This window comes from Pseudomonas sp. PSB11 (assembly GCF_014596605.1).
GTDB classification, from domain to species: domain Bacteria; phylum Pseudomonadota; class Gammaproteobacteria; order Pseudomonadales; family Pseudomonadaceae; genus Aquipseudomonas; species Aquipseudomonas umsongensis.
In genome coordinates, this window is sequence record NZ_NOIO01000005.1 from 147,402 (window position 1) to 169,187 (window position 21,786).

The 21,786-nt window shown below is 58.1% G+C and carries 20 protein-coding genes; 9 read left to right on the forward strand and 11 right to left on the reverse strand.

All coding sequences use genetic code 11. The features are described 5' to 3' along the window. Positions 1–33 precede the first annotated feature (33 nt). The 6 genes from CGA21_RS08835 to CGA21_RS08860 form a co-directional block, all read right to left on the reverse strand. Complete coding sequence (locus tag CGA21_RS08835; protein WP_223194077.1) at positions 34–1,497, reverse strand: ArnT family glycosyltransferase; 1,464 nt, start codon at positions 1,495–1,497, stop codon at positions 34–36. 81 nt (positions 1,498–1,578) lie between these two features. Next, a complete protein-coding gene (locus tag CGA21_RS08840; RefSeq protein WP_188264009.1) occupies positions 1,579–2,529 on the reverse strand; it encodes an SdiA-regulated domain-containing protein in 951 nt (316 codons plus the stop codon). A 16-nt stretch (positions 2,530–2,545) separates the two neighbouring features. Then, positions 2,546–4,003, reverse strand: a complete 1,458-nt coding sequence (locus CGA21_RS08845; protein ID WP_188264085.1) for an ArnT family glycosyltransferase — start codon at positions 4,001–4,003, stop codon at positions 2,546–2,548. Positions 4,004–4,070: 67 nt separating this feature from the next. Next, a complete protein-coding gene (locus CGA21_RS08850; protein ID WP_188264010.1) occupies positions 4,071–4,364 on the reverse strand; it encodes a lipid-A-disaccharide synthase N-terminal domain-containing protein in 294 nt (97 codons plus the stop codon). A 1-nt stretch (position 4,365) separates the two neighbouring features. Continuing rightward, complete coding sequence (locus CGA21_RS08855; protein WP_188264011.1) at positions 4,366–5,109, reverse strand: glycosyltransferase family 2 protein; 744 nt, start codon at positions 5,107–5,109, stop codon at positions 4,366–4,368. A 33-nt stretch (positions 5,110–5,142) separates the two neighbouring features. Beyond that, the gene (locus CGA21_RS08860; RefSeq protein WP_188264012.1) at positions 5,143–6,114 is read right to left on the reverse strand and encodes an NAD-dependent epimerase; all 972 of its coding nucleotides are present in this window, start codon (positions 6,112–6,114) and stop codon (positions 5,143–5,145) included. A gap of 757 nt (positions 6,115–6,871) precedes the next feature. On the opposite strand from CGA21_RS08860, the gene arnB reads away from it, so the two are divergent. The 8 genes from arnB to CGA21_RS08900 are packed head-to-tail and all read left to right on the forward strand — an operon-like array spanning position 6,872 to position 15,693. Continuing rightward, the gene (gene arnB / locus CGA21_RS08865) at positions 6,872–8,020 is read left to right on the forward strand and encodes a UDP-4-amino-4-deoxy-L-arabinose aminotransferase (RefSeq protein ID WP_188264013.1); all 1,149 of its coding nucleotides are present in this window, start codon (positions 6,872–6,874) and stop codon (positions 8,018–8,020) included. Further along, a complete protein-coding gene (gene arnC, locus CGA21_RS08870) occupies positions 8,017–9,036 on the forward strand; it encodes an undecaprenyl-phosphate 4-deoxy-4-formamido-L-arabinose transferase (RefSeq protein WP_188264014.1) in 1,020 nt (339 codons plus the stop codon). Before arnB ends, arnC begins: the two co-directional genes overlap by 4 nt. Further along, positions 9,033–11,039 carry a bifunctional UDP-4-amino-4-deoxy-L-arabinose formyltransferase/UDP-glucuronic acid oxidase ArnA gene (gene arnA / locus CGA21_RS08875; RefSeq protein WP_188264015.1) on the forward strand — a complete coding sequence of 669 codons (2,007 nt, stop codon included), beginning with the start codon at positions 9,033–9,035 and terminating at the stop codon, positions 11,037–11,039. The genes arnC and arnA overlap by 4 nt, the downstream gene beginning before the upstream one ends. Further along, positions 11,039–11,923, forward strand: a complete 885-nt coding sequence (gene arnD, locus CGA21_RS08880) for a 4-deoxy-4-formamido-L-arabinose-phosphoundecaprenol deformylase (RefSeq protein WP_188264086.1) — start codon at positions 11,039–11,041, stop codon at positions 11,921–11,923. The genes arnA and arnD overlap by 1 nt, the downstream gene beginning before the upstream one ends. After that, entirely contained in the window at positions 11,920–13,569 is a 1,650-nt protein-coding gene (gene arnT, locus CGA21_RS08885) for a lipid IV(A) 4-amino-4-deoxy-L-arabinosyltransferase (RefSeq protein WP_188264016.1), read from the forward strand. Before arnD ends, arnT begins: the two co-directional genes overlap by 4 nt. Next, positions 13,566–13,910 (forward strand): 4-amino-4-deoxy-L-arabinose-phosphoundecaprenol flippase subunit ArnE, encoded by a 345-nt coding sequence (gene arnE, locus CGA21_RS08890; RefSeq protein WP_188264017.1) that lies wholly within the window; start codon positions 13,566–13,568, stop codon positions 13,908–13,910. Before arnT ends, arnE begins: the two co-directional genes overlap by 4 nt. Then, positions 13,907–14,320 carry a 4-amino-4-deoxy-L-arabinose-phosphoundecaprenol flippase subunit ArnF gene (gene arnF, locus CGA21_RS08895; RefSeq protein ID WP_188264018.1) on the forward strand — a complete coding sequence of 138 codons (414 nt, stop codon included), beginning with the start codon at positions 13,907–13,909 and terminating at the stop codon, positions 14,318–14,320. The genes arnE and arnF overlap by 4 nt, the downstream gene beginning before the upstream one ends. Continuing rightward, positions 14,317–15,693: a UDP-glucose dehydrogenase family protein gene (locus CGA21_RS08900; RefSeq protein WP_188264019.1), complete on the forward strand. Its 1,377-nt coding sequence runs from the start codon at positions 14,317–14,319 to the stop codon at positions 15,691–15,693. Before arnF ends, CGA21_RS08900 begins: the two co-directional genes overlap by 4 nt. Before the next feature lie 136 nt (positions 15,694–15,829). Here CGA21_RS08900 and CGA21_RS08905 read toward each other — a convergent pair whose 3' ends face one another. Together CGA21_RS08905 and CGA21_RS08910 are read right to left on the reverse strand one after the other, a co-directional pair. Beyond that, positions 15,830–16,510 (reverse strand): class I SAM-dependent methyltransferase, encoded by a 681-nt coding sequence (locus CGA21_RS08905; protein WP_188264020.1) that lies wholly within the window; start codon positions 16,508–16,510, stop codon positions 15,830–15,832. A gap of 222 nt (positions 16,511–16,732) precedes the next feature. Continuing rightward, positions 16,733–17,419 carry a histidine phosphatase family protein gene (locus tag CGA21_RS08910; RefSeq protein WP_188264021.1) on the reverse strand — a complete coding sequence of 229 codons (687 nt, stop codon included), beginning with the start codon at positions 17,417–17,419 and terminating at the stop codon, positions 16,733–16,735. A gap of 420 nt (positions 17,420–17,839) precedes the next feature. Here CGA21_RS08910 and CGA21_RS08915 point away from each other — a divergent pair, with 420 nt between their 5' ends. Next, complete coding sequence (locus CGA21_RS08915; RefSeq protein WP_188264022.1) at positions 17,840–19,303, forward strand: sensor histidine kinase; 1,464 nt, start codon at positions 17,840–17,842, stop codon at positions 19,301–19,303. Here CGA21_RS08915 and CGA21_RS08920 read toward each other — a convergent pair. From CGA21_RS08920 to CGA21_RS08930, 3 genes are all read right to left on the reverse strand, one after another. Continuing rightward, complete coding sequence (locus CGA21_RS08920; protein WP_188264023.1) at positions 19,300–19,650, reverse strand: hypothetical protein; 351 nt, start codon at positions 19,648–19,650, stop codon at positions 19,300–19,302. The two genes, CGA21_RS08915 and CGA21_RS08920, sit on opposite strands and share 4 nt — an antisense overlap. A gap of 98 nt (positions 19,651–19,748) precedes the next feature. After that, a complete protein-coding gene (locus CGA21_RS08925) occupies positions 19,749–21,116 on the reverse strand; it encodes an ATP-binding protein (protein ID WP_188264024.1) in 1,368 nt (455 codons plus the stop codon). Then, positions 21,113–21,775 (reverse strand): response regulator, encoded by a 663-nt coding sequence (locus tag CGA21_RS08930; RefSeq protein ID WP_188264025.1) that lies wholly within the window; start codon positions 21,773–21,775, stop codon positions 21,113–21,115. Before CGA21_RS08930 ends, CGA21_RS08925 begins: the two co-directional genes overlap by 4 nt. Between the last annotated feature and the right edge of the window lie 11 nt (positions 21,776–21,786).

The following is a 21,786-nucleotide window of genomic DNA, read 5'->3' on the forward strand; positions in this document are numbered from 1 at the left end:
GCAAAATTTCATCAAATCGATCAGCAACATGGGTTATTCAGCCTGGCCCGGATTGGCGCACAATGAGCCCAGCCCGAGCAGCACGGCCGAACGCTTGGGTTTGAGGTACGACTGGACACGTGTCAGGGTGCAAGGTGCCAGGGCTTGCAACGCCGCCGGCAGCGGCTCCTGGACAAACAGCAGGCCCGGTGCATGGGCTACACTGCCGGCCTGTGACGCGTTGATCGAACTGACGGGCCGCCCCATGTAATAGACCAGGCGAATGTCTGCATCGCCCAAACTGTAGGCCGGGACGTTCGGGTAGGCGTCGGTGGCGGCCTCGATCTGCGCAAGCCCTTCGATTCGATGGGCGAACACTCGCCCCTCAAGACCCAGGTAGAACAGCGTGTATCCCGCCAGTACCACGACCGGAGTAACCCGCAGACACCAGCGCTGCCAAGGCCGCCGAACCTGGGTCAGCAGTTGACTCCAGTGCCAGGCCAACAGCAGGGCGATGGCCGGGTAGATTGGCAACAGGTACTTGGCGTGCTTTTCGGTGAACAGCGAGAACAACAGCAGCGGTACCAGAATGCAGCACAGCAACAGGGTCAACTGCGGGCTCAGGCGGATGGCGCGCCAGAGTTGCCGCGGCCGCACCAGTAATATCAGCCAGAAGGGAAAGAAATCCCCGGCCAGATACAACAGATAGGCGTACCAGGCTTCTGCCCCCTGGCCATTGATTTTCTTGACGATGTCTTCATTGAGGATGGCCGACCAGACGCCCCAGCCCTCCTGCATCGACACCGCCAGATACCAGGAAACCCCAACCAGTATCGCTAGCAACCAGCCCCAGCCGTCACACAGAAAAGCTCGGGCCAGGCGATCGCGACTGATCAACGCGCAGACCAGGATCGGTGCCGTCACCCACAACAGGCAGACCGGCCCCTTGGTCAGCAAGGCACAGCCGAGTGCCCCGTAACTGAGCCATACCCAGGTGCGAGCGCCTTGCTCGAACAGAAAGCGCCATGCACAAAACAGTGCCAGCAGACACAATCCGGTCAAAGGCATTTCGATTTCTGCCCGGCGGGCAAACAGGCTGAAACCGGCATTCGCCGCCAGGAACATTACCGCCAGCAGCGCCACTTGTCGCCCGGCGAATGCGCTGGCCTGGCGATACAAGGTCAGGCAACACAGCGTCGCAAACAGCGCCGAAGGCAGGCGCACGCTCCATTCGCTCAGGCTGCCCAGCAGTGACGTGCTGACCAGGGCCAGCCAATAGAACAGCGGCGGCTTGGACAGGTACAGCTCGCCATTCATGTACGGCAGCAGCCATTGACCTGCCTCGTGCATTTCCCGTGTCGTCACGGCGCGCCGGGCTTCATTGACGCTCATGAACGGCAAACTACCCAGCCCCCAGTAAAACAGCAGCAGGAGCAACACCGCCACGCCCAAGGTTTGCCAATCCAGCGCACGCCGCGCGGCTTGCACTGGCCGTAATGCCTCACTTTCTGTACTCATACACGCCCTACTCCTTGCCAAAGACGCACGAGATTGCGTGAGTCTGCTCAACGGATCAGTCCACTGTGTTTTTCGTCGACTTCAAGGCTTGCGCGTAAACGAATAGAACAGGTTTGGCTCCGACACGACATACAAATGGCCTTGCGCATCCATGGTTACGCCTTCCGGATGCGACTTGGACGAAAAGAAATCCTTCACACCTTCGAGCAGACTCTTGTAGCTGACAAAACGGCCTTCCTTATCCAGTTCAATCAATAATTTGGACTGCTCGCTGAGCATGACCAGGTGGCCAGTGCCCGGATCGTAATAAGCGTCGGCGATGTCACGCCCGAAAAATTCATGGTTCACCCAATCAGTTCGATCGATCAGGTTGATGGACAGGTTTCCATTCAGGCTTTTCGACACGCCATCAATTTCATAGAGCTGTCGCGGATCGCGCTCCTTGATCACAAACAAACGGTCCGTCATAGGGTCATAGGTCACCCCTTCAAAGCCCTTGTTGTTTGTGCTCAGGTTGATACCTACGGTGATGAACGGATCTGCTCCCTTTCGAATGGTCGCCGACTTCTCGGGCAGCTGGATAAACGTCAGGCGTTGATCGCCTTCTTCAGTGACAACGACTCGACCATTGCCCATGTAGGCCAATCCTTCGGTATCGTCAAAACCCTCGAGCAGATAGCGCTCAAGCACTTTACCAGCGCGGTCCAGGGCAACAATTTGCATCAGCCCGCCGTTGGTAATGGTCAGCAGCCGGTCATGGTCGTAGTCGTAGGTGATCCCCGAGATGTCCTCCTCAATACCCTCTACCGGCTTGGCCACAACATCAGGCACAAAGCCTGGCAGCCATAAGCCAGTTGCTTGACTGCCACCGCGCCAGGTTTGCGCTACAGAGTGGAACAGCTGCTGGTGCCAGTAGAAACGCGAGGAAATCGTCCCAAGCACACCTAACAACAACACTGAAATAACAATGCGCAGGCCATGGCGTCGCTTTGGTTTTCGCAACACCACATCATGATTCACTTGAATATTCATAGAACAACTCCGGTCCTCACAGGGAATGCTTCCACGCGAATGGATAAATCTTGTGGGGTGCCGGGGGCTGGCAAACATGGTTGTCCGCGTCAGCGCCAACCAGGAACCACTCAGCCCTCGAGGTATCACCCACACGGCGAGCTTTTTGCGGGTCGTAACAGCGCGACAAATCCTGCGCGGGCACCAACGCATAGGCTTGCGGATGGTCACGAAGCCACAGTGCTGATTGCTCCAGGGCCTGGTTGTTCATAAAGCCGAAATGCACGACAGGTTGCTGCGCGAACAACCAATGCCCCTCACGCCAACCGACCAGCACCAACTCGGCATTCCCGGTCAGCCGTGCGACGTCACGCATGAGGGTTTCGTGGGGGTTGACCCCTTCTTTATGGGGCTCGATGAAGCCGCGGACCAACCACGCGCACAACCACACCGCGGTCAGTGCAACAAATACCGTCCTGCCCCAGGGACGCTTGCTGAACCAACGCCGCAGCATCCAGGGAATGAGTGGCGCCACCAGCAGGATCAGCGCGGGCAACGCAGGAAAGATATACAGCTTGCGTTTGCCACTGCTCAGGCTGAAAAACAGCAACACCAGGACCACCCAACCGAGTAGCACCAGCACTCGACCGTCGTGCTTGGCCAGTTGCTTGCGCCAGGCGGGCACCAGCCACGGGAGCATGAAAAAGATCGGCACCCAGTATTTCGGGATGACCTTGGCGAAGAAATACCAGAAGGGTTCGCGGTGCTCCCAAGCGTTGGCGTAACGGCCAGCGGTTTGCTTGAGCAAGATTTCCTGGGCATAAGCCAGGCTATCGGCACTGCCCTGCAGCACGATCACCACCAGAGGTCCCAGCCAGACCGCAATGGCTGCCAACGCCACCAGCAACCCCAGCCACCAGGCCCCCGCCTTGCCCGGCATCGGCACCACCCCTTTCCAGCCTTTGCGCACCGCGTAGGCGTAAGGGATCAGCATCAATACCGGCAGAAAGCCCACGCCCTTGCTGATGATTCCAAACCCCATGGCGGCACAGGCTACGTAGTACCAACGCCACGCCGGACCGAGCAACAGATGCCGGCACAGGCCATAGATCCCCAGAATCGTCCAAAGGGCCAGAAAACCATCGATCTGCCCCGTCCGTAAAATGCTGTAGGTCTGGTAAGTGGCGAGAAACAATATCGCTGCAATTACGCCTGCACGCCGCCCCCACAAGCGACGGCCCAGGTCATACAAGCAGGCCGTAGTCACGGCACCCGCCAACAGCGCCGGCAAGTACAGGGCAACTTTGGGCAGGTGGGTACGCTGCACGAACAGCGCCACGGCCCACATGAAAAGCGGGGGTTTATCCGCGTAAATTTCGCCAGCACGATGCGGGATAAACCACGAACCGTTCTGCAGCATTTCCAAGGCTACGCCGAGAAAGCGCTCTTCATCGACATTCAACGGCTGGCGCCAGCCAATACCGGCGCCCACCATGACCAGCGTCAACACCACAAGAGCCAAAAGCTCCAACCGCGAAGAAGATAGTCGTATCCGCACCGTCTCAGTCCTTGTTATCCGTTTCGAGGTTTTCCTGTTCACGATGCTTTGCGATCAACTGCAAATTGCGCAGGTACACGATGAAACCGAAGGACTGGCCGACAATAAATACCGGGTCTTCGCGGTAGATGGCGTAGGCCAGCAACAGCGCACTGCCAACGATGCTCAAGTACCAGAACGCGACAGGGATCACGCTGCGTTTCTTGTATTCGCTGTACAGCCACTGCAGGACAAACCGCCCGGTGAATGCCAATTGCCCCACGAAACCAATGGCCAGCCACAAAGATTCTCTACCCATGTCAAACCTCGGTCTCTTGTGCACTGACTTCCAGGCGAGTGCGCTTTATCAGCCACCACACCCCAAATAAATCCACAATGCCCACAAGGGCCCGGTCGAGGTTTCCGTAGTTGGAGACACCGGCTCCACGCTCACGGTGATTCACCGGCTGAACCAGCATTCGGCCGTTGTGGCGACGGATCAGTGCGGGGATAAAGCGGTGCATGTGATCGAAATAGGGCAGGCGCAAAAACGCCGCGCGTTCGATCAATTTGATACCGCACCCGGTATCGGGGGTCTGGTCTTGCAGCAGCCTGCTGCGCAGATTGTTGGCAAATCGCGATGCCCAGCGTTTGCTCGCCGTGTCCCGGCGGTTTACGCGGTGACCGGCCACCAGCTTGACGCCTCCGGGTTTGCCTTCCGAACCTCTTACCAGGTCGAGCATTTTCGGCAGATCGGCCGGATCGTTCTGTCCGTCGCCATCCAGTGTTGCCAGCCAATGCCCACGCGCCCGTTCGGCGGCGTGGTAAATCGAGGTGCTTTGCCCCAGGGAGCGGGCATGACTGAGCACCCGCAATTGCTTGTAGCCGCTACTTTGCAGGGTTCGCAATTCGCTGGCGGTGGCGTCGGTACTCCCGTCGTCTACTACGATGACTTCAAAGTGCTCATTGGCCAGCGCAGCCCGCACTTCCTCCAGAAGTGGAATGAGATTGCCTGCTTCGTTTTTTGCCGGGATCAGGACCGACACATAAGGAGTTTCTTGCATGACGTTTCCGTAGATAAAACGCGAAGTGGGTGGCTAGACGCCGTAATAATTGCGGTACCAGGCGACAAAGGACTGCACGCCGGCAGCCACCGAGACCTGCGGGCGAAAACCTATGCGCGCCTCCAGCTCACGAGTGTCCGCCCAGGTGTTCAGGACGTCGCCTGACTGCAACGGCATGAAATTTTTTATTGCGCAGGTTCCCAGCGCCTCTTCAATGCACTCGATAAATTCAAGAAGCTTGACCGGCGCGCCAAAGCCGATGTTGTAGACCTTGTTTCGTGCGCCGGTCTCATCGGTAGGTGGTAGCGGGATCAGCCGCACAATACCCTCGACGATGTCGTCGATATAGGTGAAATCCCGAGACATCGCGCCGTCGTTGTACACGTCAATGGGGCGACCTTTAAGGATCGCGTCAGTGAACTTGAACAACGCCATGTCAGGTCGACCCCAAGGCCCGTACACGGTAAAAAAACGCAGGCCGGTCGTGGGAATTCCGTAGAGATGCGAGTAGGAGTGGGCCATCAGTTCATTGGCGCGCTTGGTGGCGGCATAGAACGACATCGGCCGATCGACAGCGTCGGTCGTGGCATATGGCAAGTGATCATTCATTCCATACACCGAACTGCTTGACGCGTAAATCAAGTGCGCGGGTAGTTGCGCGCGGCAGGCTTCCAATACATTAAGGAATCCCACCAGGTTGCTTTGCGCGTAAGTGTCCGGGTGGTCGATGGAATAGCGCACACCGGCCTGGGCGGCCAAGTGAATGACTTGCTCGAACCTGTTTTCAGCGAATAACGCCAGCAGCGCTTGTTTGTCTGCCACGTCCAGCAACTGGAACTTGAAGTTGCGGCATTCAGCCAACTGCGCAAGCCGAGCCTGTTTGAGTTCTACGCTGTAGTAGTTGTTGAGGTTATCGATACCAACAACCTGGTGGCCATCGTTGCATAGACGCCTGGCAGTATGGAACCCGATAAAACCTGCGGCGCCGGTTATCAGTATCCTCATACGCCTCGTCCTTGCGTACCTGTCCCCATGACGTGGGCTGGCTGTGCCAACCCGGCATAACCAGTGCAAAGAAGGGTCACTTCCATAAATCACTCTGCTTGATGGCAAGGTTTTCTTGTATTTGCAGAGGCTTATAAACAAAAAAGAATGAAAATTTTGTGAGTCGCCCAAGAGGGTAATCAACGGGCCGTTGTGGCCCCTGCACCTGCGTAGGCCAAGCACTGCGCAAGCGCTATTTGAGCTTCGCCCGAAACGCGATCAGGGTCCGTGTCAACGACTTTTCCGACCTCGACCGACAGAGCTCGCCGAATCAAGCCACTTCATCGACTGGAATAGTTTGGCAACTAATCGTTTCAGCAGCAGGCAAACTCACTAATCCAAGCGACTCGAGAAATAAAAGAGCATCAGCCAAAGCCACCTCGATGTAGTAAAACTACGCCAACAGCTGTAGGACATTTCCTACTTATGCATAGTCGCCATCAAAGTCTTTAATAATCTTTCTGGTTTTGGCTTACAGAAAACGATTTCTCAACCGCCTTTTCATACTTCTTTCACAAAAACGCGCTTAGCCTCAATGACTTCAGGCAGCCCCTTTGCGACCACTCGCTCATCCACCCTGGCACAAAAAAAATCACTCTCTCGCCTTGTCAACAACTTCAGGTAACTGATTGATGCAGCTTTTCTTTTAGCGTCTAGGCTGTCACTGGATCCATTTCTAGCGTTCAAGGCTACTAACTCTTTCAGCACCGAGGTACCCATGAGTCAAGCGTTTCTTCCGTTCTCCCGACCCAGTATTGGTGATGAAGAAATTGCCGCCGTAGAGCAAGTACTGCGCTCCGGCTGGATCACTACCGGCCCGAAAAACCAGCAACTTGAAGAACAGTTTGCCGACTATGTGGGATGCCGACACGCCGTGGCACTGTCTTCGGCCACCGGTGGTATGCACATCACTTTGCTGGCATTGGGGATCGGCCCGGGCGATGAAGTGATTACGCCGTCGCAGACCTGGGTATCCACCGCCAACATGATCTGCCTGCTCGGTGCGACGCCGGTGTTCGTCGACGTCGACCGCCATACGTTGATGAGCGATCTGGCGAGCATTGAAGCGGCCATTACGCCTCGCACCAAAGCCATTATTCCCGTGCATTACGCCGGCGCCGCGTTCGATCTCGACCCGCTCTACGCGCTGGCCGACAAGCACGGCATCGCGGTTATCGAAGACGCCGCCCACGCGGCGGGCACCTTCTACAAAGGGCGCCATGTCGGTGCCCAGGGCACGGCAATCTTCTCGTTCCATGCGATCAAGAACATGACCTGCGCCGAAGGCGCGATGTTCGTCAGCGACGACGAAGGCCTGGCCTCGCGCGTGCGCATGCTCAAGTTCCATGGCCTCGGTGTCGACGCCTACGATCGCTTGACCCACGGCCGCAAACCCCAGGCCCAGGTCATGGAGCCCGGCTTCAAGTACAACCTGGCGGACATCAATGCCGCCATTGCCCTGGTGCAGTTGCAGCGACTGGACGACATCAACGCCAAACGCACTGAGCTGGCCCACGCGTATTTGCGCCGGCTAGAAGGCCTGCCGGTGCAACCGCTGGCCCTTCCAACCCATGCGCAGCAGCACGCCTGGCACCTGTTCATCCTGCGGATCGACAGTGAGCGCTGCGGGCTCGATCGTGAAGCGTTCATGAAGGGTTTGCAGGAGCAGAACATCGGCACCGGCATTCACTTCATCGGCACTCACCTGCACGCCTGGTATCGCCAACGGTTCCCCGACGTTCACCTGCCCAACACCGAATGGAACTCGGCTCGACTGTGCTCGATCCCGTTGTTCCCCGACATGACTGTCGACGACGTCGACCGTGTGGTTGGCGCCATTGAAAACTTAGTGGACACAAGCCTGTGAAACCTTATCCGATCCGTTGCGTATCGATCGTCATCCCGGTCTACAACGAACAAGACAGCTTGCTCGAGTTGCTCAGGCGCACCGAAACGGCGTGCCAGCAACTGCACCATGACTACGAAATCGTGCTGGTCGATGACGGCAGCCGCGACGCGTCGGCGCAGATCCTCGAAGACGCCGCCAACCGTGAGGGCAGCCCGGTGGTGGCGGTCATTCTCAACCGCAACTATGGGCAGCACGCGGCGATCATGGCTGGTTTCGAACAGTGCAAGGGCGACGTCGTCATCACCCTCGACGCCGACCTGCAAAACCCTCCCGAAGAAATTCCGCGGTTAGTGGCCCAGGCCGAACTCGGCTATGACGTGGTCGCCACTGTGCGCAGCAACCGTCAGGACTCGGCCCTGCGCCGCTGGCCATCGAAGCTGATCAACCTGGCCGTGCAGCGTTCCACCGGCGTCGCCATGAGCGACTACGGCTGCATGCTGCGCGCCTACCGCCGTAGCGTTGTCGACGCCATGCTCGCCTGTCGCGAACGCAGCACGTTCATCCCGATCCTGGCCAACAGCTTCGCCCGGCACACCACGGAAATCCCGGTAAACCACGCCGAGCGCGAACACGGCGAATCCAAGTACAGCCCGATGCGCCTGGTCAACCTGATGTTCGACCTGATCACCTGCATGACCACCACGCCGCTGCGCCTGCTGAGCATCGTAGGTTTCGGCATGGCAGCGCTGGGCGTGTTGTTCGCCACGATGCTGATCGTGCTGCGCCTGGCCTTCGGCGCCCATTGGGCCGGCGACGGTATGTTCGTACTATTTGCCGTGCTGTTCATTTTCACTGGCGGCCAATTCATCGGCATGGGCCTGCTGGGTGAATACCTGGGGCGCATGTACGGCGACGTCCGTGCCCGGCCCCGGTTCTTTGTCGAAAAGGTCCTGCGTACCCAACCGGCTGCCCCCGCTCCTGTTATCACCGTTGACGGCCTCACTTCCACCTCATCAGACCAGGTTATTTCATGAGCGCAAAAGCTGTTGTATTCGCCTATCACGATATTGGCTGTGCCGGCATCGAAACCTTGCTCAGTTGTGGTTATGACATCGCCGCGGTATTCACCCACGCCGATGATCCGAAGGAAAACGCCTTTTACGCCTCGGTTGCGCAACTGTGTGCGCGCAAAGGTATACCGGTGCACGCCCCGGAAGATGCCAACCATCCGCTCTGGATCGAGCGCATCAGCAAGCTCAACCCCGATTACCTGTTTTCCTTCTACTACCGCCAACTGTTGAGCGAACCCCTGTTGGCAACGGCCAGCAAAGGTGCGTTCAACCTGCACGGTTCATTGCTGCCGCGCTACCGAGGGCGCGCGCCTGCCAATTGGGTGCTGGTCAACGGTGAAATCGAGACCGGCGTGACCCTGCACCGCATGGTCAAACGCGCTGATGCCGGCGCGATCCTCGCCCAGCAACGGGTGGAGATTGAACGCAGCGACACCGCACTGAGTCTGCATGGAAAATTGCGCCTGGCCGCCACCGATCTGCTGCGCGACACGCTACCTGCGTTGCTCGCCGGCAAAGCCAGTGAAACCCCTCAGGACGAATCCAAGGCCACGGTGTTCGGCCGCCGCACCCCGGCTGACGGCAAACTGGACTGGCAGCGCCCCGCCGAAGCACTGTTCAATCTGGTCCGTGCCGTCACCCAACCTTACCCGGGGGCTTTCTGCGCCGTGGGCGAGCACAAGCTGATTGTCTGGAGCGCTGAAGTCGTCAAGGGCAATGAAGGGCAGGCACCCGGCCGGGTGATCAGCGTCGACCCGCTGCGTATCGCTTGCGGCGAAGACTCCCTGGTGATCAGCGCTGGCCAGCGTAACGACAATGGCCTGTACCTCAGCGGCCCACAACTGGCCAACGAGCTGGGCCTGGTGGACGGTTCCGTGTTGCGTGGCGCCGAGTCCGGGCGCGCACCGCGTCGGACCCGTGTGCTGATCCTCGGCGTCAACGGTTTCATCGGCAATCACTTGTCCGAACGCTTGCTGCGTGACGACCGCTATGAAGTCTATGGCTTGGACATCGGTTCGGACGCCATCGAGCGACTGCGCAGCCACCCCAATTTCCACTTCGTCGAAGGCGATATCAGCATCCACTCCGAGTGGATCGAATACCACGTCAAGAAGTGCGACGTGATTCTGCCGCTGGTGGCGATCGCCACACCGATCGAGTACACCCGCAATCCGCTGCGCGTCTTCGAACTGGATTTCGAAGAGAACCTGAAACTGGTGCGCTACTGCGTCAAGTACAACAAGCGCGTGATCTTCCCCTCGACGTCCGAAGTCTACGGCATGTGCGAGGATGCCAAGTTTGATGAAGACACGTCCAACCTCGTCGTCGGGCCGATCAACAAGCAACGCTGGATCTACTCGATTTCCAAGCAATTGCTTGATCGAGTGATCTGGGCTTACGGCCAGAAAGGCCTGAACTTCACCCTGTTCCGTCCCTTCAACTGGATGGGCCCGCGCCTGGACCGCCTCGACTCGGCACGCATCGGCAGTTCCAGGGCGATCACGCAACTGATCCTCAATCTGGTGGAAGGTACGCCGATTCGCCTGTTCGATGGCGGCGAGCAAAAACGCTGTTTCACCGACATCGCCGACGGCGTGGAGGCGCTGGCACGGATCATCGATAACGACAACGACGCCTGCAACGGCCAGATCATCAACATCGGCAACCCGGACAACGAAGCCAGCATTCGTCAGTTGGGTGAAGAGTTGCTGCGCCAGTTCGAAGCGCACCCGCTGCGCGCTAACTTCCCGCCGTTCGCGGGTTTCCGCGACGTGGAAAGCAAGGCGTTCTACGGCACCGGTTATCAGGACGTGTCGCACCGCAAGCCGAGCATCGCCAATGCCAAGCGTCTGCTTGACTGGACGCCAACGGTGGAAATGAGCGAGACCATCGGCAATACGCTGGACTTCTTCTTGCGCGAGGCAATGCTCGAACAAGCGGAGCACTCCACAGAACAATCATGTTGATGCAGGCCGGTCTTCGAATCGATGTCGACACGTACCGGGGCACCCGTGAGGGGGTGCCACGGCTGCTGGAAATACTCGATGAAGCGCAGGTCAAGGCGACGTTTTTCTTCAGCGTCGGGCCAGACAACATGGGGCGCCATCTGTGGCGCCTGATTCGGCCGCAATTTCTGTGGAAGATGCTGCGTTCCAATGCGGCCGGCCTGTATGGCTGGGACATTCTGCTGGCTGGCACTGCGTGGCCGGGCAAACCGATCGGCCGACACCTGGGGCATTTGATGCGCCAGGCGCAGGCCGCTGGCCATGAAGTCGGCCTGCACGCCTGGGATCACCACGGCTGGCAGGCCAACGCCGGACGCTGGAGCGACGCGCAACTGATCGAGCAGATCCGCCAGGGCGTCGACACCCTCGGCGACATCCTCGGGGAAAAAGTCGAGTGTTCGGCTGCCGCCGGTTGGCGCGCCGACGCGCGCGTAATCGAGGCCAAGCAAGCGTTCGGCTTTCGCTACAACAGCGATTGCCGTGGCACAAGCCTGTTCCGGCCGACACTGGCCGGCGGTGGTCCAGGTGCGCCACAGATTCCGGTGGACCTGCCGACCTTTGACGAGGTGGTCGGCCCGATTGTCGCGGCCAAGGACTACAACGCTTTCATTCTTGAGCACTTCACCCCCGAAAAACTCAACGTCTACACGATCCATGCTGAAGTAGAAGGGATTCTGATGGCCAACGATTTCCGTCAACTGCTGGCCGATGCGCGCCAGCGAGCTATCCACTTTCAACCCTTGGGTGATCTGCTGCCCGAAGCCCCTGACCATTTGCCGACCGGTCGTGTAGTGCGTGGCGCAATCGCCGGTCGCGAAGGCTGGCTGGGAGTACAAGGCGCATGAGCACACGCTGGGCATTGCCACTGCTGCTGGGCCTTTGTCTACTGGCTTACCTGCTGCCATTGGGCACTCATGGCTTGTGGATTCCCGATGAAACCCGCTACGGCCAGATCAGTCAGGACATGCTCCTGAGCGGTAACTGGGTGTCACCGCATTTCATGAACCTGCGCTATTTCGAAAAACCGGCGGCCGGTTACTGGATGATTGCCGCCAGCCAGGCATTGTTTGGCCAGAACCTGTTCGGCGTGCGGTTTGCCTCAGCCCTGAGTACCGGGCTGAGCGTACTGCTGTGCTACCTCATCGCTCGCAGGTTGTGGAACGATCCGCACAAAAGTTTCGTCTGCGCGCTGCTGTACATGAGTCTCACCGTGATCGCCGGCGCTGCGGGCTACGCCAACCTCGATCCGCAGTTTACCTTTTGGGTCAACCTGAGCCTGGTAGCCTTGTGGTTTGCCCTGGACAGTGTCAGTCGCGCTCAACGCCTGGCCGGGTGGGCGCTTGTCGGCCTGGCGTGCGGCATGGGGTTCCTGACCAAGGGCTTTCTCGCCTGGTTGTTGCCGGTGCTGGTCGCCCTGCCCTGGGTGATCTGGCAAAAGCGCTGGCGTGAATTATTCACCTACGGCCCGGTGGCGATAGCCGTGGCCATCGTTGTGAGCCTGCCGTGGGTATTGGCGGTGCACGCGCAAGAGCCCGATTACTGGCGGTTCTTCTTCTGGCACGAGCATATTCGACGCTTCGCCGGTGACGACGCGCAACACAGCGCACCCTGGTACTACTACCTGCCGCTGCTGGTGGTGTTCAGTCTGCCCTGGGTGGCGCTATTACCACCGGCGTTGCGGCAGGCATGGCAAACACGTCGCCAGGCGAGTATCGCTTTCCTGTTGTTCTGGCTGTTGATGCCGTTGCTGTTCTTCAGCCTCAGCAAAGGCAAATTACCCAGCTACATCCTGCCCTGCCTGCTGCCACTCTCCTTGCTGATGGGGCATGCGCTGGCCGACCGGCTGCAGCTCAAACAGGGTCGGGCCCTTGGCATCAACGGCCTGCTGAACCTGCTGCTGGGACTGGCCGCCCTGCTCGCCCTGGTCTACCTGCAACTGAAAAAACCGCTGTACGACCATGAGCCACACAACCTGGTGCTGATCTTCATCGGTCTGTTCGGCTGGATCATGGCTAACCTGCTGCAAGCGTTCAGGCCCCTGCAATGCTGGGCCGCCCCGGCGTTCGGCAGCTTGCTGCTGATCGGCCTGGTGCCGGCCGGATTACCCCAGTCCGTGGTCGATAATAAAATGCCCGACCAGTTCATCCTCAAGCACCTTCAGGAACTCAAACAGACCGAACGGTTGCTGAGCAACGATCTCGGTGCAGCGTCGGCCCTGGCGTGGCGCCTGAAACGCCCGGACGTGGCGTTGTACAACACGATCGGCGAACTCAAGTATGGCCTTGCCTACCCTGACGGGATACATCAGCGAGTCGACACGAAGCAGATCCAGCAGTGGATGAGCGAAGCCCGCCGTAGCGGTTCGGTCGGTGTGGTCATGCGGGTCAAGGGTAAGGATGAACTGCACGAACTCGACCAGCTACCCAAGGAGGGCAAACGTTATGAACAAGGCAACATCGTCATTCTGATTATCCCTGGGGAGACGCCATGAGCCTGTTGCTGCTCCTGGCCGCTTGCCTGCTGACTTGCCTCGGTCAAATTGCCCAGAAGTGTGCTGTGGAAAGCTGGCGCGGCAAGACGTCGGGCTGGGGTGAAAAGCTGCGTACACCCTGGTTGTGGCTGGCGCTTGCTGCGTTGGGTGCCGGCTTACTGGTGTGGTTGCTGGTGCTACAGCGCCTGGAAGTCGGCATCGCCTACCCGATGCTGAGCCTGAATTTCGTATTGATTACCCTGGTCGCCCGGTTTGTGTTCCACGAAACCATCGACCGGCGCCACTGGTTGGGCGTGGCCTTGGTGATCGGCGGCGTGGTGCTGTTGGGGCAACACACATGAGCCTTCGTCGCGGTATCACCTTTGCGCTGGGCAGTGTGTTGCTGGTCAGTGCCGCACAGTTGGGCATGCGCTGGAGCATGAGTCGCCTCCCTCAACCCGAACAATGGCTCGCAGCCTTGAACAACCACAGCGTCGACCCGTCCGCCATCGCTGTGGTGCTGGCGGCGATCCTCGCCTACGCCCTGTCGATGCTCTGCTGGCTGGTCGCCCTGCGCGATGTGCCCTTGGGGCGAGCGTATTCACTCCTGAGCATCAGCTACGCGCTGGTGTATCTGCTTGCCGCGGCACTGCCGTTATTCAACGAAGCGTTCAGTCTTTCCAAAAGCCTTGGCGTGGCCCTGGTCATCCTCGGCGTCATTACCATCAACTCTCGACCGGCTCTCGTGTCCGATCTCAGGAGTGTTCAATGAAAATCAGTGTCTTCGGTAGCGGTTACGTCGGCCTTGTCCAGGCAACCGTTTTGGCAGAGGTCGGTCATGATGTCATCTGCATGGACATCGACTACGAAAAAGTGATCGCTCTCAATCGTGGACAAGTCAGCATCTATGAGCCGGGCTTGTCTGAATTGGTCAAGCACAACCTGGAAAATGGACGGCTACGCTTCACTTGCGAAGAAAAACTCGCCGTGGAGCACGGCCAAGTTTTATTCATCGCCGTGGGCACGCCATCCCTTGCGGACGGCTCAGCGGATCTGACTAGCGTCTTCTCTGTGGGGGAAGCCATCGCCCGACACCGCAGCGAGCCCATCATCATCGTTGAGAAGTCCACCGTACCGGTCGGCACGGGTGACGCCCTGCGCCAGCGGATCAGCGAGGCACTGCAACGCTACGGGCAAACGCTGGATTTCGACATCGTCTCCAATCCGGAGTTTCTCAAGGAAGGCTCGGCTGTCGCCGATTGCCGACGCCCGGACCGCATCATCATCGGCTGCGAGCGTGAGGACGTGCGTGAAGTGATGCGTGAACTTTATGCGCCATTCAACCGCAACCACGACCGCGTCATGTTCATGGACTTGCGCAGCGCCGAACTGACCAAGTACGCCGCCAACTGCATGCTGGCGACCAAGATCAGTTTCATCAACCAGATCGCCGAACTCGCCGAACACCTGGGGGCCGACATCGAACAGGTGCGCCTGGGCATCGGTGCCGACTCGCGCATTGGCTACGACTTTATCTATGCCGGGTGCGGTTATGGCGGCTCATGCTTCCCCAAGGATATGCGCGCCCTGATCCACAGCGCACAGCAGGCTCAATGCTCCAATGATCTGTTGCAGGCCGTGGAAGCCATCAACCAGCGGCAGAAACACAAGCTGTTCGAGCGCATCAACGCGTACTACCAAGGTGATCTGCGGGGCAGGACATTTGCCCTGTGGGGTTTGTCATTCAAACCCAACACCGATGACATGCGAGACGCTCCCAGCCGGGTGCTCATGGAAGCCCTGTGGGAAGCAGGCGCACATGTTCGGGCATTTGATCCGGAGGCCATGCAGCAGACCCAATCGTTGTATAACGATCAGCCCAACCTGAGCCTGATGGGCACGCCGGAAGCCACGCTCAGTGGTGCCGATGCGCTGGTCATTTGCACCGAGTGGCAGCAATTCAAGGCACCGGATTTCGACCTGATCCACAAAAGGCTCAAGGCCCCCGTGATCTTCGATGGCCGCAACCTGTACGACGCAGATCGTCTTGCGCAGCGGGGTTTCCAATACTTCCCGATGGGACGAGGCGAATCGTGCAAGTTGCCGATCCCCTACCAGAAATGGAAGGCCAACATCGCCATGTGATTAGCTGAAACCCGGGGCGAGTGTTGCTGGCACAACGTTCACGCCCCGGGGTTTATCAAGGAACGTTAATAGATACACGGAATAATTGTCTGGCCAACTCAATTCCGAACAAAGGTCTGAGTATCTTGCCCAGCGTTTAAATCTTGCGCAAAACGTAAACACGCCACATTGCATAAAACGGAATAAAGTCCGATTTGCTATCGATGACGAATCCGGCCTGCTTGAACTCGGCCTCTGCGACGGCTCGAGGAATAACGAACCTGTTCTGGTAATCACCCTGCTCGCCCCTGGCCTTGCGCCTTTGTTCGTGGCGTTTGCGCTTCCAGGATTTAAAGTTGCCATCGACCCACATCGACAGGATGACGGTATCGCGCGTCACTCTGTGAAACTCTCGCAGCATTGTCAGTCGATGCGCGGATTCACCGATGTGATGAATCAAGCGCATGCTGAAAATACTGTCGACCGAATTAGCCGGTAGATCGATGGCGAACGCAGAAGTCTCGAGAGGCTTCACCCGTTTGACTATATCGGCGGGTTGATTCTGAAGGGCGGTGTTAATCATATCGGGCGAATTGTCTGCGCCAATGATGATTCGATTTGAGTTTTCTGCAAGCACAGGCCAGAACCGCCCCGCACCGCATGGAAGGTCAAGCACCAGCCCGGGGTCCCCAGCCTTGTGCAGCGCATGTCGGGCCATCTGTTCGTCCCGATAATGGGACAATTTGCGAGACAAGCCATCTTGATGCTTCAGGTAGTATTGGTTTGCGTGATCTTTATCGTATTTTTCAGAAAATTTAAGTTTGACAGGGGCGCTCATTGCCGGTCTCCATTGGCCAGGTTTATAGGCTAATCAGCCGCCTGTTGTTGAAAGGTCAACGTGATGTGAATTTTCCGTAGTGCGAACTCCAACGTCGGCCATACGATCATTCTTGCGCGCCTGCCCCAGTGGATTGTTTAACCTGGTTGGAAGAATGGAGGTTATGCAGGCACACGCTGTGCGCCATGAACGATACGAATCATTAGCGCCTGCCCATATTGCTCAAAGCAAATGTGCGTCAGCCAGTTCTTTCCACTGTGCGGCATTCAATGATCCGAGAATTCTCGGTTCATGCTTGCCATCCATCTTGACGAATAAGGTCTGCGTGTAGGCGCTGGAGCGGTCTCCCGCGCGCACGCCCATCTGACGCTCGAAATGATCGATACAACCGCTGTGGGTGATCAGGATCAGATTTTCATTGGGACTCTTATGGGCAATCACTGCATCTTTGAAAGCGCTATCACATTCACTTACCCACTCTTGAGTCGCCACAGTCCCACCCGAAATCAAATCGGCAGTCTGCCGGGTGCGAATCGTAGGGCTGGCGATCAAACGGACTTTATCGAGACCCAGTTGTCGTAAACCTGTGCCGACTGCTATTGCGGCATTACTGCCATTGACCGTAATGCCCTCGGCGTCGCCCAGGCAAGGGTTCGCCGATCGATCGCAGCGTTCGGCGTGCCTGATCAGGACCACGATGGAACCTTGCATCCACGTCTCTTTAAGCTCGGACTTGATCATGTTGTCGCCCGCGCCCAGATCCATCACCGGGGTTGCCATCAAGAACCATAGAGTCACCGCGCCGAGTAACAGCGTAGTCACGATCAACGCGAAGTGCTTTGCGCGTAAACGAAGCGTTTGCGGGAAGAATCTTGAAGTTAACCAATCATTGATCAGGGTGCGGGGCATACCATCGAACCTGCGGCATCATAACTTGGTGCCAGCCAGGGATCCCCCTTAGAACTTCACCACGTCGTAGGCGCCAAGATAAGGATGACGCTGTGCTGCAGCAGTGAAATCGATGTGAAAAATCAGTCAACCCGAAACTCGCTGAGTCGCGCGCCACTCGATGCCCTTTTCACGAATCAACCGCCCCCAAACTTCTACCCGTCCATCAGCGACCTCCCTTCTCAGGAGGCAAGGCGCCAGGGGAATCCCCCCCATATCTGGGGAGTAATACCCGCTTCGGCCCTGGCGTTTTCGTGGCGAGAGGGTCGCAAGATGCATCGCCCAAGCGCAACCTTGCATTGGCATGGATACTGCTGGTCGTCCAGGGCTTGCTTGAGAGGTTGAAGCCGCTGACAAGCGGCATACCCAGGAGTACTCCCTATGCCTGCAATCGACGTGCTGTATAGACGCTTTCTCCCTGGAACAGTTGACGCGATTGCACCCACTCAACAATTCAATCTCCTGCGCTGGTTTTCGATCGTCAGTTTCGTTCTGATCAGTGTGATCGCTTTCGGGGTGGGTTCTTGGTCGACCAGATTTCTGGTCGCCGAAAGCCTTGAACGCGATGCGCTGATAACAGCGCAGTTCATCCAGACCATTGCCAAAGGTGAGATACGTCACCACGGGCTGGCGGGTAGACAGATCGGGGAGGTGCTCGCCTACGCTCAACACCAGTCGATGCCAGAAGAAAAGAAACAGAGCGCACAGCCCGCCAGCTTCGAGTTCCTGGACTATCTTGCGCATCTCCCGAACTCGCTCTTGATCAATATCTATTCCCCAAATCGAACAGTGGTCTGGTCAACCAACCAGAAGCTGGTTGGGCGAGCATTTTTGAATGACGAGCTTGAACAGGCATTCAGTTCCAAAGAACGGATATCCACCAAATACAGCAATGTCGCTGCAGACCGCAGTGAACAGAAATTCCTGTACCCCCCCAAAAAGTTCTTCATCGAAAGCTACATCCCTCTGGTCGATGACCGGGGAAACATTCTGGCGGTGGTTGAAATCTACAGGGAGCCCATCGACCTGATTGAACGCCTGAACCACGGTCACTGGATCATCTGGTTGTCCACCATGGGCGGTCTGCTTGTTTACTTCGGGATTTACCGGATTGCCCGACGAACATCGATCCAGTTGGCGTCGCAAGAGGCTCAAGTCGTTGCCAACAAGACGTACGTTGGCCTGGGCGAAATGTCCACTGCCGTCGCCCATAGCCTGCGTAATCCTCTGGCCTGCATCCGCTCAAGTGCGGAATTGGCAAATGACATTCAGGGCCAGCCTGCAAAGAAGCAGCTCGACGATATTATCAGTCAGGTGGAGCGGGTGTCGCGGTGGGTGCAGGAATTGCTCCTGTGCCTGGGACCGATCCGCGGGGAGGCGCAACGGGTGGATTCGATGGAGATGGTACAGGCCACCCTAAACAGCTTCAGTGCGCAACTGAGTCAGGCAAAAATCCAAGTCGAGTTCAAAAACGAGCCAATGCCTCGGGTAATCAGCAATCCGCTGTTGCTCTCGCAGATTTTAGGAAGCGTCATTGCCAATGCCATAGAAGCGATGCCGACGGCAGGAAAACTGAACATCGCGGCTCGCCTGGATGATGCCCATCAATGGCTGCACCTGACCATTGGCGACACCGGGGGTGGCGCTTGCCGGCAACAGCAAATGATGGCCTTCAAATCGTTCTACACCACCCGACAAGGCAGGCTGGGTATCGGATTTATCATGGTGAAGCAGATCATGGAAAGCTTCGGCGGCGATGCGAGCCTGATAATCGATGAAAAACAGGGCACCTGCGTGCACTTGAGTTTCAGGGTCCAGGACAGGAGAACCCACGCACCGCGCTAATCCTTGGCGGGTGCACGCTGCAACACGAACAGGATGAACAGGACGATCGCCGAACTGAAGACCAGGCGCGAACCGAAATGGTCAGCCAACCAGCCATTGATATAGGGCAAGAAAATCAAAAGCCAAAGCAAAAGCAAGACGGCCTTAAAGTCGAACTGATTGCAGGTCTGTCGCCGATCCCCTGTGGGAGCGAGCCTGCTCGCGATGGACGTCAACGATAACGCGCCTTTTCTGGATGAACGCGTTGTCTGGACATTTTTCGCGATCAGGCTCGCTCCATTGCGGATATCTGAAAAAGTCAGGTCGGCTTTAAGGCCGCCTCGCTTTGGCGTTAGATTTGCGCGCATGCCGAGCCTTAGCGAGGCACCGAGTGGTGGGGCAAAGCTTTTTTGCGTGGTTGCTCTTCTGAGTAACCTGGGCACTTTGCGTCATGTCCATGGCAAGGTCAAAAACGCCGAATTTCCAACGAAGCGCGCAATCCTCCCTCTAAACGATTCTCCAGTTTGACCTGCCCGCCCAGGCGATCCGCGATGGCCCGAACGATGGTCAGGCCCAAGCCTGCGCCCTGGTCATTTGCCCGGCTGTAGAATCGTTCGAACAGCCGCTCACGGTCCTCTTCATTGATCCCCGGCCCCTCGTCCTCCACGGACAATTCATAGCCCTGTTCTGTTTCGGCCAGCCTTACGCTGATCACCCCGTGCACAGGCGAGAAGTTCGCCGCATTGGTCACCAGATTGTTCAATGCAATATCGATGGCAGCGGGATCGACTCTGACCTGGCTGACGTCGCCGCTGACATCGAACACCAGTTCCAGGTTTTTGCCCAACAACCAGGGCGTCAGCTGAATCAGGCTGTCGCGAACCGTGGCCGCCAGGTCAATGTATTCCGGCGGCCGAATGGCTGCCTGGGGTTCGATGCGTGCCATCGTGAGCAATTGGTTGACCAGTCGGCTGGTACGGTCCACGCCAGCGATCAGGTGTTCCAGCGATGTGCGGCGCTCCTCCTCGCTCCCCGCCTCCATCAAGTTCTGGGCATGCACCCTCAGCACCGCCAGCGGCGTACGCATTTCGTGGGCGGCGTCTGCGATGAACCGTCGTTCACGCCCCAGTACTTCCTGAATCTGCGCGAGCACGCGGTTGAGCGCCGCTTGCATGGGCTCCAGTTCGCTGGGCAGTGGCGACAGGTGCAAAGGCTCCAATGATCCGCTGTGCCGTGCGCGCAGGGTCGCCGCCATATTTGCCAGCGGCTTGAGACCCCAGCCGATGGCCAGCCAGACCATCACCGCGAGCAACAGGCTGCCCAACACATTAGGCCAAAGGGTATGACGCACGATACGGTCGACCAGGTCCGCCCGCACATCGTCCCGCTCACCGACCCAGATCCGCAGGTGATTCTGCTTGTCTTCCAGCAGGAACGCGCGCCAGTGGCGGTTATTCAGGTCCACCACATCGCTAAAGCCGGGTGTGGTGGGGACAGCAGTGAAAGAGGGAGCGCTGGCGGTGTGCACCAGCACTTCGCCGTGGGGATTCCAGACCTGGAAGGCAATTTTTCTTTCATAGGGATGTCCGTCTCCCCTGGGCACCGCTTCGCCCAGGGATTCATTGAACGCCTGGTACAACTCGGCGTGTTCCTTGCTGGCCAGTGGCATGCGGAACACGCCTTGCAGCAATCGCGCATTTTGCGCGAGTTGGGCGTCGTAGACTTCGGCAATTTCGTGTTGGCTATCGTGCAGGTTCAAGGCGCTGATCACACCCAGGCCCACGAGCATCAGGCCAATGATCAACGTCAGGGTACGACGGCGGATCGACGTCACCGACGCTCCTCCACCAGATAACCGACGCCGCGAACGGTACGGATCAGGTCGGTGGAGAATTTCTTGCGCAGGTGATGGATGTGCACTTCCAGGGTGTTGCTTTCAGCCTCTTCGTTCCAGCCGTAGAGCAACTGCATCAAATGGTCGCGGGTCATGATCCGGCCCGGGGGCGAAAGGAGTTCATGCAACAGTTGATACTCCTTGGGCGTGAGCGCCACCGGTTCGCCCTGGTAACTGACTTGCTGGGTGCCAGGGTTGAGCCGGATGCCAGCGTGCTCGATCAACGCCTGTGCGCGCCCGGCACTGCGCCGCAACAGCGCCCGCAGGCGCGCCTTGAGTTCGGCCAAATCGAAAGGTTTGATCAGGTAATCGTCAGCCCCGGCGTCGAGCCCGGCTATGCGGTCTTCGGTGGCATCCCGGGCCGTGAGAATCAGCACTGGCAGGTTCGAACCACTGTCGCGCAGGCGCCGCAGCACTTCGAGCCCGTCCATGCGCGGCAGGCCAAGGTCAAGCAATGCCAGGTCAAAGGTTTCGCTGAGCAATGCATGCAAGGCGCTGCTGCCATCGCGCAACCAGTCGACGGTATAGCCTTCGCGCTCAAGGGCTTGATGAATGCCTGCACCGAGGGCCACGTCATCTTCAATCAGTAGTAAACGCACGCGGACTCCTG

Coding starts and splice junctions, on each gene's coding strand:
- CGA21_RS08835 (WP_223194077.1), bottom strand. CDS start 1,497: ATGAGTACAGAAAGTGAGGCATTACGGCCAGTGCAAGCCGCGCGGCGT.
- CGA21_RS08840 (WP_188264009.1), bottom strand. CDS start 2,529: ATGAATATTCAAGTGAATCATGATGTGGTGTTGCGAAAACCAAAGCGA.
- CGA21_RS08845 (WP_188264085.1), bottom strand. CDS start 4,003: ATGGTGGGCGCCGGTATTGGCTGGCGCCAGCCGTTGAATGTCGATGAA.
- CGA21_RS08850 (WP_188264010.1), bottom strand. CDS start 4,364: ATGGGTAGAGAATCTTTGTGGCTGGCCATTGGTTTCGTGGGGCAATTG.
- CGA21_RS08855 (WP_188264011.1), bottom strand. CDS start 5,109: ATGCAAGAAACTCCTTATGTGTCGGTCCTGATCCCGGCAAAAAACGAA.
- CGA21_RS08860 (WP_188264012.1), bottom strand. CDS start 6,114: ATGAGGATACTGATAACCGGCGCCGCAGGTTTTATCGGGTTCCATACT.
- arnB (WP_188264013.1), top strand. CDS start 6,872: ATGAGTCAAGCGTTTCTTCCGTTCTCCCGACCCAGTATTGGTGATGAA.
- arnA (WP_188264015.1), top strand. CDS start 9,033: ATGAGCGCAAAAGCTGTTGTATTCGCCTATCACGATATTGGCTGTGCC.
- arnD (WP_188264086.1), top strand. CDS start 11,039: ATGCAGGCCGGTCTTCGAATCGATGTCGACACGTACCGGGGCACCCGT.
- arnT (WP_188264016.1), top strand. CDS start 11,920: ATGAGCACACGCTGGGCATTGCCACTGCTGCTGGGCCTTTGTCTACTG.
- arnE (WP_188264017.1), top strand. CDS start 13,566: ATGAGCCTGTTGCTGCTCCTGGCCGCTTGCCTGCTGACTTGCCTCGGT.
- arnF (WP_188264018.1), top strand. CDS start 13,907: ATGAGCCTTCGTCGCGGTATCACCTTTGCGCTGGGCAGTGTGTTGCTG.
- CGA21_RS08900 (WP_188264019.1), top strand. CDS start 14,317: ATGAAAATCAGTGTCTTCGGTAGCGGTTACGTCGGCCTTGTCCAGGCA.
- CGA21_RS08905 (WP_188264020.1), bottom strand. CDS start 16,510: ATGAGCGCCCCTGTCAAACTTAAATTTTCTGAAAAATACGATAAAGAT.
- CGA21_RS08910 (WP_188264021.1), bottom strand. CDS start 17,419: ATGCCCCGCACCCTGATCAATGATTGGTTAACTTCAAGATTCTTCCCG.
- CGA21_RS08915 (WP_188264022.1), top strand. CDS start 17,840: ATGCCTGCAATCGACGTGCTGTATAGACGCTTTCTCCCTGGAACAGTT.
- CGA21_RS08920 (WP_188264023.1), bottom strand. CDS start 19,650: ATGCGCGCAAATCTAACGCCAAAGCGAGGCGGCCTTAAAGCCGACCTG.